Source organism: Aquiflexum sp. (assembly GCF_041751335.1).
Classification (GTDB): Bacteria; Bacteroidota; Bacteroidia; order Cytophagales; family Cyclobacteriaceae; genus Aquiflexum.
In genome coordinates, this window is sequence record NZ_JBGSXS010000011.1 from 34,362 (window position 1) to 47,202 (window position 12,841).

The following is a 12,841-nucleotide window of genomic DNA, read 5'->3' on the forward strand; positions in this document are numbered from 1 at the left end:
GTAATTATACAATCAAAATTAAATATTCATTTGAGTGCCTAAGGCACACTTGAGGATAAATTTTCATTTTGATGTTTGATTTGGGATATTCGTAAAAAAAGAAGCAACATGTCGTATCTGATTTTGGTAATACTTTGGGTTTTATTCTATTTTTTGCATTCGTTCTTAGCAAGCCTCAATATAAAAAGAAAAATCAAAGGAATGATGGGAAGGCATTACATATGGTACAGGCTGTTTTATTCCATATTTGCTTTATTTCATTTGTTGGTCATTTTGTTCTATGCCGCAGGGATTCAGCAATCGATTCTTTTTGGGAAAAGTCCCACGTTGACTTATTTGGGATATATGTTAGCGACATTTGGAACTATTGTATTGGTTCGTTCCATGAAATACCTTAGCGGAAAAAAATTTCTTGGCTTATCGGCCCATGATGACTTAACAGACCAGGGAACATTGATGACAAAAGGAATTCACAGCTATATCAGACATCCGATTTACGCAGGATTGATTTTGATCTTTTTTGGTTATTTTCTTTACCAACCCTACCCGACCTCTTTAGTTCATTTGCTCATGTTGCTCGTTTATCTTCCTTTTGGAATATATTTTGAAGAAAAAAAACTGATATCTATTTTTGGAAAAGCCTATATTGATTATCAAAAAGAAATACCTGCTTTGACTCCATATAAAAGAAAAAGGACCGCTTAATACGGCCCTTTTTTTATACTGTTGAGGATTATTCCATACCCTTAAATTCCACTTCAAACATCAACACCGAGTTTGGAGGGATGCGTTCGTTCGTTTCGCTGTCCCGGTAGGCCCAAGGTGAAGGAATGATCAAAACAGCTTTGGAACCGCTTTTTAAATTCCTAAATCCATAATTGAACCCCGATATAGCCTCAGAGGATCCTAGTGTAAACTGGAACAATCGGTAGTTTCTGCCTTCCACAAAAATATCGTTTTCTATGGCTACAGCTTCTCTGCTGGTATCAAAGACTGACCCATCTAGCAAGCTACCTGTATAATTAATATAAAGTAAATTACCAGAAACAGGTTTATCTTCTAATCCTTCTTCCTGAACGATAACAACAACCCCAGTAGGATCATGATATCTGTAAATACTGTCAATCTGGGCAGTTGCAAGAAATTCGTCAATGATTAATCTGTCTTTTGAAAGATTTCCTTCGACATCATAAACCGGACCACCAAATGGGTTATTTGGTTCACAAGCTACGCTGACAAAAAAAACCAATAGTAGAAATAATATGGAATTGAATTTTTTCATGGATAATTTACCTTTTACTCTTTACGTCTCAATTCCAACAAATTTACCTCAAAAATGAGTGGTGCATTTGGAGGTATGGAACCTTGACCCTGGGCCCCATAGCCATAAAGACCGGGCATGAGAACGGTTGCAATATCTCCTTCTTCCATTTTGGATAATGCAAATTCAAATCCTACAATCAGTCCAGTCAAACCATACAACATCACAAAAGGTTCATAGTCCCTATTGGGATTGAACATATTGTTCTGCCTAGCTACGGAGTCAATAGATGTGTCAAAAACAAAATTATTTAGCAATTTACCAGTATAATCAACCCAAAGGGTATCTCCGATTTCGGCCAATTCACCGCTTCCGGAAAGCTCCTGCCAATAAATCCTGATCCCTGTAGTCGGATCATTGAATTCTTTGACAGAAGTAATAGGATTTTCAGTTACGTAATTTTCAATGTCAACGAGGTTTCTCTGGAATATGATCTGATCATTTTCACGGTCAGAGATACAGGATGAGAATCCTATAACAAACGAGAATACAATAACGCTTAATCTTTTCATCATTTTATTTTTGTACATCTGTGATCTCTACGTCGAAGATCAGGATAGAGTTGGCTTTGATGGTTCCGCCTGTCTCTCTTTCACCATAGGCCAATGTTGATGGGATAATGAATTTTGCTTTATCACCTTTTTTGAGGAGTCCCAAACCTTCATCCCATCCCGGAATCACACGTCCTTGACCAACTACAACCTCCAATGGGCCGTATCCGCCGGCGTTGTCTCTTTGTTCGTTATAAACTCCGGACTGCTGCGCCACCTCCTTCATGCTGGTATCAAACACAGTTCCGTCCAATAGGAATCCTGCATAATGAACAAAAGCCACGTCACCACTTTCAATCTCTGGTCCTGACCCTTCTTTTTCTATGACGTAGTAAAGACCTGAATCCGTCCTGGTGGCTTTGATATTTTTTTCAGCGATGTAATCTTCAATCAATTGGGTATCGGTTTCCAATTGTTTGATGGCGCTTTCAGCTTGCTTTTTCATGGTGGCTTCTTGAAGAGAAGTGAAATATGCTTCTACACCTTGCTGATCCAACACATCAATTACGCCTATCTGGATTTTAACATCCTTTTCCTTATCAAGGAAAAATGGCATATTCGTTTCACCAAAAACTTTCAGTGCATTGGCTTCAAATGCGATACTATCACCTTTTTTAAGGCTAAGGAAAATCTCATCCATGCCACTTTCTCTTGGAAGAGAATCATTGAACTGAAGATACCCGGGCATATTTTGGTCGTATGTAGAAATAAAGACTGAATCTTTATCATTTTTCACTACAAGATTATATAGGACAAACTCCCCGTTTTTAGGCTTTTGAGAACCTTCTTTGATATAAGTATATTCTATCCCATCTGACGTAGTCTGGGTTTTTTTGCAGGACATAAGACCGGCAGCTGTTACTAAAATAACAGCGGAAAACAGGAAACTTTTAATTTTTTTCATGAATGAGTTCAGCTTGATTAAATAGGATGTTATAATTTTCTTTTATGAGTTTTTGGAATTTTTCAGTTGTGTCATCAAGGGAAAGTGAAGATTTTCCACCTGAGGCATTTTTATGACCCCCCCCGTCAAAATGGGTCGCGGCGAACTTATTGACTGCAACATCTTCTGTAGATCTGAATGAAATTTTCACACCATCCTCTCTTTCGGTAAATAGTGCAGCTATTTTTATGCCACCCAACGAAAGTGCATAGTTGACAAGCCCTTCGGTATCTCCGGTTTGAGAATTATACTTTCTGAGGTCTTTTTTACTGATTGCAAAAAAGGCTGTTTTCAGATCTTCCATAATTACCAGCCTCCGGGTAATGGCAAATCCGATAAATTTCAACCTATTGATACTGTTAGTATCATAGATCAGTCTCGAAATCTTGGAATTATCCGCACCAATACCGATCAGTTCTGCTGTGATCATATGCACATTTTTAGTGGTGTTAGGATGTCTGAATCCACCTGTATCAGTCATGATTCCGGCATAGAGACATTCTGCTATGTCTTTGTCGATCAGATTTTTGTCGCCGATTTCCACGATCAGTTCGTACACCAGTTCACAGGTCGCCGCTGCTTTGGTACTCAAATACTGAAAGTCAGTAAAATCTTTCGGATCCTGATGATGGTCTATATTTACCTTGTAAGCATGGGATTTTTCAACCAAGTCCTGCATGTCCTGCATTCTTTTGGGGCATGAAAAATCCAGACAAAAAATCATAGTGGCTTCATTGATGATGGACGCCGCTTTTGATTGCTGTGTTTTATCTTCAAAATTGATCACTTCACTGTTTCCTTTCATCCAATGGAGGAAGGAAGGGTAATCTGAGGGCGTAATGACAGTAACCTCATGTCCCTTTTTCTTCAAGAAATTGGCCAAACCCAATGAAGAACCTAATGCATCTGCATCAGGCTTGTGGTGGGTAGTAATGACAATTTTTTGGGGTGAAGAAATTTTATATATGAATGACTCTAATTCTCGCATTTGATTGCATTTGCAAGTTCTCCTTAAAGAACATAGTCCGCAAAGGTCAGGATAATTTTTGAAAAATCCCAATCAGGATAATGGACTAATTTTGAATAACATAAGGTATAATTTCTTTACTATATTCGGACTTTCATCTAATTACCCTATTTTTGCAGCCAAAGAAAATAAGACTTAAATTTTAATACAATGGCAAGTAACAAAACATTTACTATGATCAAGCCTGATGCATTTGGTGCAGGTAATTCCGGTGCGATTTTGAAAATGATTGAAGATGCAGGGTTTAGAATAGTTGCCCTAAAAGCAACGAAATTAACTCCCGAACTAGCGGGTAAATTCTATGAAGTGCATAACGAAAGACCATTTTACGCTGATCTTTGCAAATACATGTCCTCGGGTCCTATCATTGCAGCCATTCTTGAAAAAGACAATGCTGTGGAAGATTTCAGGAATTTGATCGGTGCCACCAACCCTGCCAATGCTGCGGAAGGTACCATCAGAAAAATTTTTGCAACATCTATTGAAGCAAATGCCGTACATGGTTCTGACTCAGATGAAAATGCTGCAATTGAAGGCAATTTTTACTTCAGTCAGTTTGAAAGGGTTTTGTAAATTAATCAGTTCAGAAACACCAAGTCCCATGCCTTTCGACATGAGTCTTGGTGCTTCTGAACTGATTCAAAATAGTTCGTATCTTTTTTTTAGTATTGGTTATACAAATTTTCTCAAGCAGCAATTTCGTTCACTACCAATTCTTTCATATTGAGAATGGGTTGCTTACTTGATTCAGAAAAGTCCATTAATTCCTTTATCGGTAAGTCCATATTATCTCCTATTTGAGGCCAATCAGGCGGTTCAAAAATCCAATTGCCAATAGCATCTTTCATGTGAGCCCTGTCAGAAGAAAAACCAGAAAGATAGATCACTGAATCAATTGCCTTGAATTTGGGTAGAGAAGATTCGTTCTTTCCATCTAGATCTTTGAAGGTCAAAATAAGGTAATCACGAAAAGGAGTTGGTTGATTTAAAGAAGAATCTAGGTCATAAATCAGACCAACATTGCCTTTGGAAGCCAACAAAATCACATGGTAGTCCCACCAAACTGCCGCATCGGCAACGGAATCTTTCTGAAAATAAAAAGCACAGTTTTTATCAGTATTGGAAACAAAAAGCACTTTTTTAGAAAAATCTGCCAAATCAGGATGTTGGCATAAGTGCCAGATATTTTCCTCGCAATAATTTTTGGTGTGCCTGTAAGATCTGATTTCCATTTTGTGTAAATATTGGCATAGGTAGCATCTCGGTTTCGGGTGATGGGATGTTAATGCCACAGGTACAACGTTGCAAGCGAGAGAAAAGATTTGAACATTCAGAAAATAAAAATATTTTTCGTTGTTAAGAAGGGAGTAGTTGAATTTTAAATTTTATTGATATATTTCTGCTGGAATAATGCTGCCAACTGTTTTTTCCTCCTGATGGCTTTAAACCACCCTATTTACCCTGATTGCTTTATAACTTTATGATTTTTAAAAAAGGTTTGGTTTTGGGCTTTTTCCTGGTGGCTGTTTGTAGAAAATGAAGGAGAATATTCAGTCACACTAACGGATTCGGAAGGTTGTGTTACCGGCATTGGCAGGATACAAGTGAAAAGATCAACAATAGCTCCACCAATACTGAATGACCTTTACTCCATTTGCTCCAGCAAAAAAGTAGGGGTTCGATTGGAGGCAGGAAGTGATTTTATTGAGTCCATTTGGTACAAAGATGAGATAGAAGTAAGCAATTCCTTTGTGTTTTCTGTGGAAAGTGAAGGTGCCTATACCTTGAAGACAATAGACAGGTTTGGCTGTGAACACATTGTTCAGTTCGAAGTGGAAGATAAATGTAGGTCGACGCTCCGGTATCCAAGTGCAGTTGTTCCCAATGACCCAAATAAGGCCTTTATGATTTATCCGGATAACCTGATCGAATGGATGGAAGTTTTGATTCAAAACAGATGGGGTGAACTAATCTATTTTTGTGGCGATCAACATCCTCAAACAGGAAAGCCCTCCACATGTATTTGGGATGGCACCATCAACAATAGGAAAGTGATCAATGGATCATATATGGTTCAGATTCGATATGGGATCAAAGGACAAGGAGAGACCGTCCTTGAAAAATGTGTGATACTGGTGATGGATTAGCTGCTGTTTTTTCCCCTTTTTTCATTAATCTCTCTTTTTAGTTTCCACTATTTTTCCAAATGAATGGCCAATGTGAATTTGGCCGATAAAATTTGTTTGAAACTTTTAAAACTATATTGATTCTTAGGTGTTTAATGCTAAAACAAAAACAGAAAAACATGAAGCTATTAAAATTATTATCATTGGCGATTGCAACAGTATCTACCGCTTTTTTGGTTAGTTGCGGAAACGCCCCTAAGGAAGACAGCAGTGAAACTACAATTGAAGTAGTGGAGGAAGTACCTGTAGAGGCTCCAAACACAGTTGTTGATATCGCTGTTGGTTCTCCTGACCATACCACCTTGGTTGCAGCGGTTACAGCTGCCGGTTTGGTAGAAACATTAAGTGGCACAGGTCCTTTTACAGTATTCGCCCCAACCAATGCCGCATTTGCAGCATTGCCAGCAGGAACAGTGGATACCTTGTTGAAGCCTGAAAGCAAAGACCAATTGACTGGGGTTTTGACTTATCACGTCGTAGCCGGAAACGTGATGGCAGCGGATTTGTCAGATGGTCAAATTGTCAAAACTTTAAATGGACAGGATTTGACAGTTTCCATTAAGGATGGAAAAGTGATGATCAATGGCGCCAATGTAATTGCTGCTGACCTAGTAGGTAGCAACGGTGTGGTTCATGTTGTTGACTCGGTCATATTGCCTAAATAATTTGCCATCAGATTACTGACAAATTAAAACCTGCCGATTGGCAGGTTTTTTTTTTGTCAATAAACCCTTTTACCGCGAGTGGGTTTCTAAGGACATGGATCCATACGCAATCATCGACGAATCCGGCTTTCCCATTGTCCGGATCCGTTTTACAGGTTATAAAAGCACCGATCAAAACTTTCAAGCTTACCTAGACCAAACAAAAGCCTGTTATCGGTTCAACAAACCCTTGGCTATCATTTTCGATGCTTCCAATGCAGGTGTTCCCGCATTGTCCCATCAAAAGATTCAAGCAACATGGCTTAAGGAAAACAAATCTCTGATGGAAGACTATTGTGCGGGAACTGCCTACATTATCCCCAATGTGGCTATTCGTGCTGTCTTAAAAGTGATTTTTTCACTCCAAAAGCAACCCGTTCCCTATCAAATTTTTGCGGGTGAACAAGAAGCAGAAGCTTGGGTAAAAAGTCTTGGACTGAACTATTAAAAGTTGGGGGTTTGGTGTTAACATAATTCCATCCAAGTTGATGCTGAATTCAGTTTTTGATTTGCTTTACAATCAGGTTTAATCTTAGAGCCCTATATTTTTGGACCTTAATAAAAGCCTTGGAAACACTAATTACTACAACTACTTATCAATTTTTAACTTTTTATGGTCATTGTATTGACTAATGAACATTTTTCGAAAGCAAAAGGTTGAAAGAATAGTACAATATTGTATAAAAATAAAGCAAGCATGAAGATCAAAATAACAATACTGCTTTCAATTCTTGTATTCAATGTCCAAAATATTTTTGCCCAGGATGCCGTTAAAAAAGCTCAACCCATTCTTGGGGAAGTGCCTCAAAAAGTAGAAGATGTATTTTTACCTGAAGTAAGTGGGGTCAAGGTGGAAGTTTGGGTGGATAGCCTTACCATACCCTGGTCGTTGCGCTTTTTACCTGACGGAGATGCCTTGGTTGCCCAAAGAACTGGCAGTATTGTTAGAATTCCTCGAGGAGAAAACCAACAAGTGCACTACCTGAATGTACCTGGTGCAGTGCATGAAGTGGATGCAGGACTTATGGGCTTGGCCTTACACCCGGACTTTGAAAAAAACTCCTGGATTTATATCATGCATGCCTATAGGAATGAGCAGAATGAGTTATTGAGTAAAGTGGTTAGGTTAACCCACCAAGGTGAAACCGCCACAATAGATAAAATCATCATGGATGATATCCCGGCATACGCCATACACCTGGGTGGAAGAATAGAATTTGGTCCTGATGGCATGTTGTACATAGGAACAGGGGACATGTCCCAGCCATTTGTGGCACAAGATTTTGATATATTGGCTTCAAAAATACTAAGGATAACACCCGAAGGCGGCATACCCTCTGATAATCCTTTTGAAAATTCCCCAATTTTCTCTTATGGGCACAGGGTTGTTCAGGGCTTTGCCTGGGATCCTGATACAGGTGCATTTTTCAATTCTGAACACGGTCCTTCAGGCGCAGAAGTAGAAAATAGCGTTAGGTACCGTGATGAAATCAATAAAGTGGAAAAGGGTGGCAACCATGGATGGCCTGTAGTGGTCGGTGCTCCTGGTATTCCTGAATTTATTGACCCAAAGGTTATGTGGAACAAAGCAGCCGTACCACCCGCGGGAATGACATTTTACAAAGGCGATCTTTATGTAGCTTCCCTAGGTGGTCAGGCTTTAATCAGGATAGTTTTTGACAAAGAAAACGATTATGAAGTGACCAAAATAGAGCGTTGGTTCTCCTATGCCCCTTCCAAAGGAATTTATGGCCGAATGAGAGATGTTACCTTAGGTCCTGATGGGCATTTATATGTCACCACCAGCAATACCGATGGCAGGGCACCTTTAAGGATTCATGATGACAAAATACTGCGATTGATATTCGATTGATCAATCCAACATAAAAAAATTTTATTACCACATAGATTAATAGAGCACATAGTTATTGAGCAATCACTTTCCTTTTAATTCATGCCATGACTTTGAGTCATGGCATGAATCCCGCTATCTTTCAGTTTGGGTTTACCCACAAAAAAACCTTCGAGATCCTGTCGTTCTGGTAGGGAAGATCTCAAAGGTTGTAGGAGTGGAACTTTAATTCCGCAACTGCGGAATCGAAGGTCTTGAGGATATGTTGTAAGTGTCTTTGCTTATCTTGACCAAGATTAGGGCTAACCAATTACTACGTGTAGTATTTGGGAGAAAACCTTCGGGGTCAAAAAAAGACCCTAAAGGTTATGGTTTTTACTTTCTTCTAGCTTTTTTCATAGGATTATCGCCTATAGAAACTCCTCTTGCCCCACCAGCACCTTTAAACATTTCAAACCTGCTTGGCTCATATTGTCTTGGCCAGTAATTGTTGGTTTCATCTATGTCGGCTGTTTCCCTGAACGGATCAAGAACGATACTCTTCACTTCTTTCTGCTTCGCAAATACTTTAGAGACTTCCCATTCATTCAATCTCCAGATTTCTGCGGGAATCCTTTCCACTTCTGAAGTACCATCTGTATAATTGAACTGAATGATCAAAGGCATCACCAAACCTCCGATATTTCTGAATTTCATCTCATAGAAATTCAAACCACTATTGATCAATTCCTTTTCTTTGGGACTTAATCTTGCCATAAAATCTTTATAGGCTTTATCATCGTCGGGCGTAACTGCAAATGGATTATAGGTGTAATAGAAATCCCTAGTAGCCGGATCTGCTTCCACAACGGTCACTGGGGTGTCTTTCAGGTTGTAGGTTTTACTGACATAAGTCTCCTCAATATCAAATGCTTTCTTTTCGTCCGCTTTTTTCTCAGCTGGAGTTCTGTTGTCCAACTTGTACCAGTTCACCCCCTCTAAAGAAATATCAACAGGATCTGTCCCATAAAACCACCCCCTCCAAAACCAATCCAAATCGATTCCTGAAGCATCCTCCATCGTTCTGAAGAAATCATCTGGCGTAGGATGCTTGAACATCCACCGCTGTGCATATTCCTTGTATGCATAATCGAACAATTCACGGCCCATGATGGTCTCTCTCATAATATTCAGACCTGTTGCCGGTTTTGCATAGGCATTTGGCCCAAACTGAATGATGTTCTCGGAATTGGTCATAATAGGCTCCAACAGATGTTTTTCACTTTTCATGTAAGGCACAATCTTGTGTGCAGCACCTCTTCTGGAAGGAAAATTCCTGTCCCACTCCTGTTCGGCGAGGTATTGCATAAAGGTATTCAAACCTTCATCCATCCAAGACCACTGACGCTCATCGGAGTTGACGATCATTGGGAAATAGTTATGTCCTACCTCGTGGATAATTACACCGATCATTCCGTTTTTGATGGCCTCTGAATAGGTTCCATCAGCATCAGGCCTTCCATAATTGAAACAGATCATTGGATATTCCATACCATTGGAAGCTTCTACGGAGATGGCTACAGGATATGGATAATCAAAGGTTCGGGCAGAATACGATTTTAGGGTATGGGCTACAACCCTAGTGGAATATTGTCCCCAAAGTGGATTGGCTTCTTTGGCATAGTAAGACATGGCCATGACCTCATTGCCACCCTGCTTCACTGCCATGGCATCCCATATTAGTTTTCTGGAAGAAGTCCAGGCAAAATCCCTGACATTCTCTGCATGGAATTCCCAGGTTTTTTTGTCTTTGGCTTTTTGCTTTTCCAATCTCTCCACCTCAGCTTGGGTACGGATGATGACGGGGTTGTCAAAAGTCTTTTTAGAGGAATTCCATCTATCCAATTCGATTGAACTCAATACTTGTTCAGGATTTTGAAGCACACCTGTGGAACCCACCATGTGGTCTGCAGGCACTGTTATTTTCACTTTGTAGTCACCAAAGGTCAGGGCAAATTCACCTCTTCCAACAAACTGCTTATGCTGCCAGCCTTCAAAGTCAGAATACACAGCCATTCTTGGGAACCACTCTGCCATGGTGTAAAGGTAGTTTCCGTCTTTTTCAAAAAACTCATAACCCGGACGGCCACCAATGAAACTCATCCTATCATGGATATTAAAAGTCCAATCCATGGTGAATTCGGTTTTCTCTCCGGCTTTTAATGGTTGGGGTAAATCAACCCTCATCATGGTCTGCACAATGGTCACAGGAATATCATTTCCACCCATGTCCTTTACTGAAAGTATTTTATATCCCAGATCAAGGTCATGCCATAAAATGTTTTCAAGTTGTCTCATGGACATCCTAGGGTTGATACTGCTCTCTGCAATTTTGGGGGTATTGGAATCCTTGGCACGCTCATTTTGATCAAGCTGAATCCAAAGGTATTTGAGGTCATCAGGGGAATTGTTGAAATAGGTAACCTTCTGCCAACCTTTGATGGACTGATTGTCATCATTCAATTCAACTTCAATCTCATGATCTGCTTTTTGTTGCCAATACATGTGACCCGGTGCACCGGAAGCCGTACGGTAAACATTGGGTGACCTCAGCATGGGGCCTAACTGCTCAAACCTTTCTGCATGATTCTGTTCTGACCATTGGGCCATGGCCGAAAAGCCACCCAGAAATAGCAGCATTAAAACGAGGGATACTTTTTTCATATTTACTTATTTTACTCTAAATCAATCTATTCTTTTATTTATATGCATTTGTTGATACTCTACCACCCACCAAATAAATCCCCAATTTCAATCGTATCAGATATTCGATATTCATAGATATTTGTGCGCCGCGGAGTAGAGATTAAAATCCTTGCGTTCACTTTTGTTTTTCCACATACTCTCAGTAATTCGGTTAGTCACAATTTTACAATCTTGCAATTTTAAAATTTTCGAATTCTCTATTTTACCAAAACTTCGTATCAATCATCATCATCACTGCCATTCCAAGTACAATTGAAGATATAATCAACGCCCAGTCTTTTTTGTTTACCCCAACAATTCCAACTAATATCCCTGCTACTACCATAAAGATGGCCACAATCACCAACTGACCTGCTTCCAATCCTAAATTGAAAGCCAGTAATGGCTGAAATATTGAAGCCTCTTTTCCTAATAATGACCTGAGGTAATTGGAAAATCCCAAACCATGGATCAGTCCAAAGAAAAGCGCAAAGAAATAATTAACCTGAATTCCACGGCCTGAACTTGGCTTAGGGGAAAGGATATTACTGAAAGCCGTGATGGCTATTGTGACCGGAATGAGAAATTCCACCCAATCAGAACTGATGCTGACCAATTTCAGGGTGGCCAAAGCCAAGGTGATGGAATGGCCTATGGTAAAAGCAGTCACCAGAATGATGATCTTCTTCCAGTCCCGCAATACATAAATAGCACATAGTGCTACTACGAATAATATATGATCGAATCCTTTAAGATCCAGAATGTGTTGAATGCCTAATTGAAAATACAGTTGAAACTGTCCCATGCGCGCTTTAATAAATTATAACCTGAATTATTATCAGGACTGCGAGTATAATGTATAATTTGCAAAGAAAATAAAATAAAGGAAGCCTTATGCAATTGAATTACATTTTCATACTCTTTTTGGGATGGAAGGTGTTTTTTCATCCTTTCTATATCAGTCTGACCGAAATCCGCTATAACCCGACCCAAAAGTCACTGGAAATCGCTCAAAAAATCTTTTGGGATGATCTTGAGGTCGCGTTGGCTGAGGTCTATAAAACCAAGGTTGACTTTTTGAATACAAACAGTCGGGAGGCGTTGGAAGATATGGTTAAGTCCTACTTGTTAGAGAAAAATGAAATTATGGTCAATGGCCAAAAGTTTAGCTTGTACTATCTTGGGTTTGAGATTGAAGAAGAAGCAGTTTGGTTTTATTTGGAGGCATTGAAGGTTCCCATACCTCAGGTAGTCCAAATTCGAAATGAAGTCTTGATCGAACATTTTGAAGGACAACAGAATATTGTCAACTTTTATAAAGATCAGAAACCAAAAAGCCTGATTTTGTACAAGGGAAAAGAAATAGGTACATTGAATTTTTAATAAATTGCGATATTTGTGCCTTTAGGTACAAAATATATCCCGTACCTAAAGGCACAGAAATCTCACGAAATCAAACTTTTTCTACCCATATTTTGCCCCTAAAGGGGCTGTTTTTTTGTCGTATTTCAGGGGAAATTCAATAAAGCCCTT

At 39.4% G+C, this 12,841-nt stretch carries 14 protein-coding genes; 7 read left to right on the forward strand and 7 right to left on the reverse strand.

Annotated features, from left to right (window positions below; genetic code table 11):
• The first annotated feature begins 108 nt into the window (after positions 1–108).
• On the forward strand, positions 109–705 hold the full coding sequence (locus ACEW8U_RS00470) for an NnrU family protein (RefSeq protein ID WP_373520060.1): 597 nt from the start codon (positions 109–111) through the stop codon (positions 703–705).
• Between the two features lie 28 nt (positions 706–733).
• Here ACEW8U_RS00470 and ACEW8U_RS00475 read toward each other — a convergent pair whose 3' ends face one another.
• Genes ACEW8U_RS00475 through ACEW8U_RS00490 form a run of 4 tightly spaced genes read right to left on the reverse strand, consistent with a single transcriptional unit; the run spans position 734 to position 3,803 of the window.
• On the reverse strand, positions 734–1,282 hold the full coding sequence (locus ACEW8U_RS00475; RefSeq protein WP_373520061.1) for an FKBP-type peptidyl-prolyl cis-trans isomerase: 549 nt from the start codon (positions 1,280–1,282) through the stop codon (positions 734–736).
• Positions 1,283–1,296: 14 nt separating this feature from the next.
• Positions 1,297–1,836, reverse strand: coding sequence for an FKBP-type peptidyl-prolyl cis-trans isomerase (locus ACEW8U_RS00480; RefSeq protein WP_373520062.1), 540 nt, complete (start codon positions 1,834–1,836; stop codon positions 1,297–1,299).
• Position 1,837: 1 nt separating this feature from the next.
• Positions 1,838–2,776, reverse strand: a complete 939-nt coding sequence (locus tag ACEW8U_RS00485; RefSeq protein WP_373520063.1) for an FKBP-type peptidyl-prolyl cis-trans isomerase — start codon at positions 2,774–2,776, stop codon at positions 1,838–1,840.
• Positions 2,763–3,803, reverse strand: a complete 1,041-nt coding sequence (locus ACEW8U_RS00490) for a bifunctional oligoribonuclease/PAP phosphatase NrnA (RefSeq protein ID WP_373520064.1) — start codon at positions 3,801–3,803, stop codon at positions 2,763–2,765. Before ACEW8U_RS00490 ends, ACEW8U_RS00485 begins: the two co-directional genes overlap by 14 nt.
• Before the next feature lie 189 nt (positions 3,804–3,992).
• Here ACEW8U_RS00490 and ACEW8U_RS00495 point away from each other — a divergent pair, with 189 nt between their 5' ends.
• Positions 3,993–4,415, forward strand: coding sequence for a nucleoside-diphosphate kinase (locus ACEW8U_RS00495; RefSeq protein ID WP_373520065.1), 423 nt, complete (start codon positions 3,993–3,995; stop codon positions 4,413–4,415).
• A 113-nt stretch (positions 4,416–4,528) separates the two neighbouring features.
• Here ACEW8U_RS00495 and ACEW8U_RS00500 read toward each other — a convergent pair whose 3' ends face one another.
• Entirely contained in the window at positions 4,529–5,074 is a 546-nt protein-coding gene (locus tag ACEW8U_RS00500; protein ID WP_373520066.1) for a hypothetical protein, read from the reverse strand.
• A 372-nt stretch (positions 5,075–5,446) separates the two neighbouring features.
• Between ACEW8U_RS00500 and ACEW8U_RS00505 the strand changes: the two genes are divergently transcribed.
• The 4 genes from ACEW8U_RS00505 to ACEW8U_RS00520 all read left to right on the forward strand — a co-directional run bounded on the left by ACEW8U_RS00505 (position 5,447) and on the right by ACEW8U_RS00520 (position 8,605).
• Complete coding sequence (locus ACEW8U_RS00505) at positions 5,447–5,989, forward strand: hypothetical protein (RefSeq protein WP_373520067.1); 543 nt, start codon at positions 5,447–5,449, stop codon at positions 5,987–5,989.
• Positions 5,990–6,147: 158 nt separating this feature from the next.
• A complete protein-coding gene (locus ACEW8U_RS00510) occupies positions 6,148–6,693 on the forward strand; it encodes a fasciclin domain-containing protein (protein ID WP_373520068.1) in 546 nt (181 codons plus the stop codon).
• A 37-nt stretch (positions 6,694–6,730) separates the two neighbouring features.
• On the forward strand, positions 6,731–7,180 hold the full coding sequence (locus tag ACEW8U_RS00515; RefSeq protein WP_373520069.1) for an STAS/SEC14 domain-containing protein: 450 nt from the start codon (positions 6,731–6,733) through the stop codon (positions 7,178–7,180).
• A gap of 249 nt (positions 7,181–7,429) precedes the next feature.
• Entirely contained in the window at positions 7,430–8,605 is a 1,176-nt protein-coding gene (locus ACEW8U_RS00520) for a PQQ-dependent sugar dehydrogenase (protein ID WP_373520070.1), read from the forward strand.
• A 354-nt stretch (positions 8,606–8,959) separates the two neighbouring features.
• Here the strand turns inward: ACEW8U_RS00520 and ACEW8U_RS00525 are convergent, their stop codons facing one another.
• Both ACEW8U_RS00525 and ACEW8U_RS00530 read right to left on the reverse strand, forming a co-directional pair.
• Positions 8,960–11,287, reverse strand: coding sequence for a M1 family metallopeptidase (locus ACEW8U_RS00525; RefSeq protein ID WP_373520071.1), 2,328 nt, complete (start codon positions 11,285–11,287; stop codon positions 8,960–8,962).
• A gap of 244 nt (positions 11,288–11,531) precedes the next feature.
• On the reverse strand, positions 11,532–12,113 hold the full coding sequence (locus ACEW8U_RS00530; RefSeq protein ID WP_373520072.1) for a HupE/UreJ family protein: 582 nt from the start codon (positions 12,111–12,113) through the stop codon (positions 11,532–11,534).
• 89 nt (positions 12,114–12,202) lie between these two features.
• On the opposite strand from ACEW8U_RS00530, the gene ACEW8U_RS00535 reads away from it, so the two are divergent.
• Entirely contained in the window at positions 12,203–12,691 is a 489-nt protein-coding gene (locus tag ACEW8U_RS00535) for a DUF6702 family protein (RefSeq protein WP_373520073.1), read from the forward strand.
• The last annotated feature ends 150 nt before the right edge of the window (positions 12,692–12,841 follow it).

What these genes read in the sequence shown, in the direction of transcription:
- ACEW8U_RS00470 (WP_373520060.1), top strand. Translation starts at nt 109, where the DNA reads ATGTCGTATCTGATTTTGGTAATACTTTGGGTTTTATTCTATTTTTTG.
- ACEW8U_RS00525 (WP_373520071.1), bottom strand. Translation starts at nt 11,287, where the DNA reads ATGAAAAAAGTATCCCTCGTTTTAATGCTGCTATTTCTGGGTGGCTTT.
- ACEW8U_RS00490 (WP_373520064.1), bottom strand. Translation starts at nt 3,803, where the DNA reads ATGCGAGAATTAGAGTCATTCATATATAAAATTTCTTCACCCCAAAAA.
- ACEW8U_RS00495 (WP_373520065.1), top strand. Translation starts at nt 3,993, where the DNA reads ATGGCAAGTAACAAAACATTTACTATGATCAAGCCTGATGCATTTGGT.
- ACEW8U_RS00500 (WP_373520066.1), bottom strand. Translation starts at nt 5,074, where the DNA reads ATGGAAATCAGATCTTACAGGCACACCAAAAATTATTGCGAGGAAAAT.
- ACEW8U_RS00510 (WP_373520068.1), top strand. Translation starts at nt 6,148, where the DNA reads ATGAAGCTATTAAAATTATTATCATTGGCGATTGCAACAGTATCTACC.
- ACEW8U_RS00520 (WP_373520070.1), top strand. Translation starts at nt 7,430, where the DNA reads ATGAAGATCAAAATAACAATACTGCTTTCAATTCTTGTATTCAATGTC.
- ACEW8U_RS00480 (WP_373520062.1), bottom strand. Translation starts at nt 1,836, where the DNA reads ATGATGAAAAGATTAAGCGTTATTGTATTCTCGTTTGTTATAGGATTC.
- ACEW8U_RS00535 (WP_373520073.1), top strand. Translation starts at nt 12,203, where the DNA reads ATGCAATTGAATTACATTTTCATACTCTTTTTGGGATGGAAGGTGTTT.
- ACEW8U_RS00475 (WP_373520061.1), bottom strand. Translation starts at nt 1,282, where the DNA reads ATGAAAAAATTCAATTCCATATTATTTCTACTATTGGTTTTTTTTGTC.
- ACEW8U_RS00485 (WP_373520063.1), bottom strand. Translation starts at nt 2,776, where the DNA reads ATGAAAAAAATTAAAAGTTTCCTGTTTTCCGCTGTTATTTTAGTAACA.
- ACEW8U_RS00530 (WP_373520072.1), bottom strand. Translation starts at nt 12,113, where the DNA reads ATGGGACAGTTTCAACTGTATTTTCAATTAGGCATTCAACACATTCTG.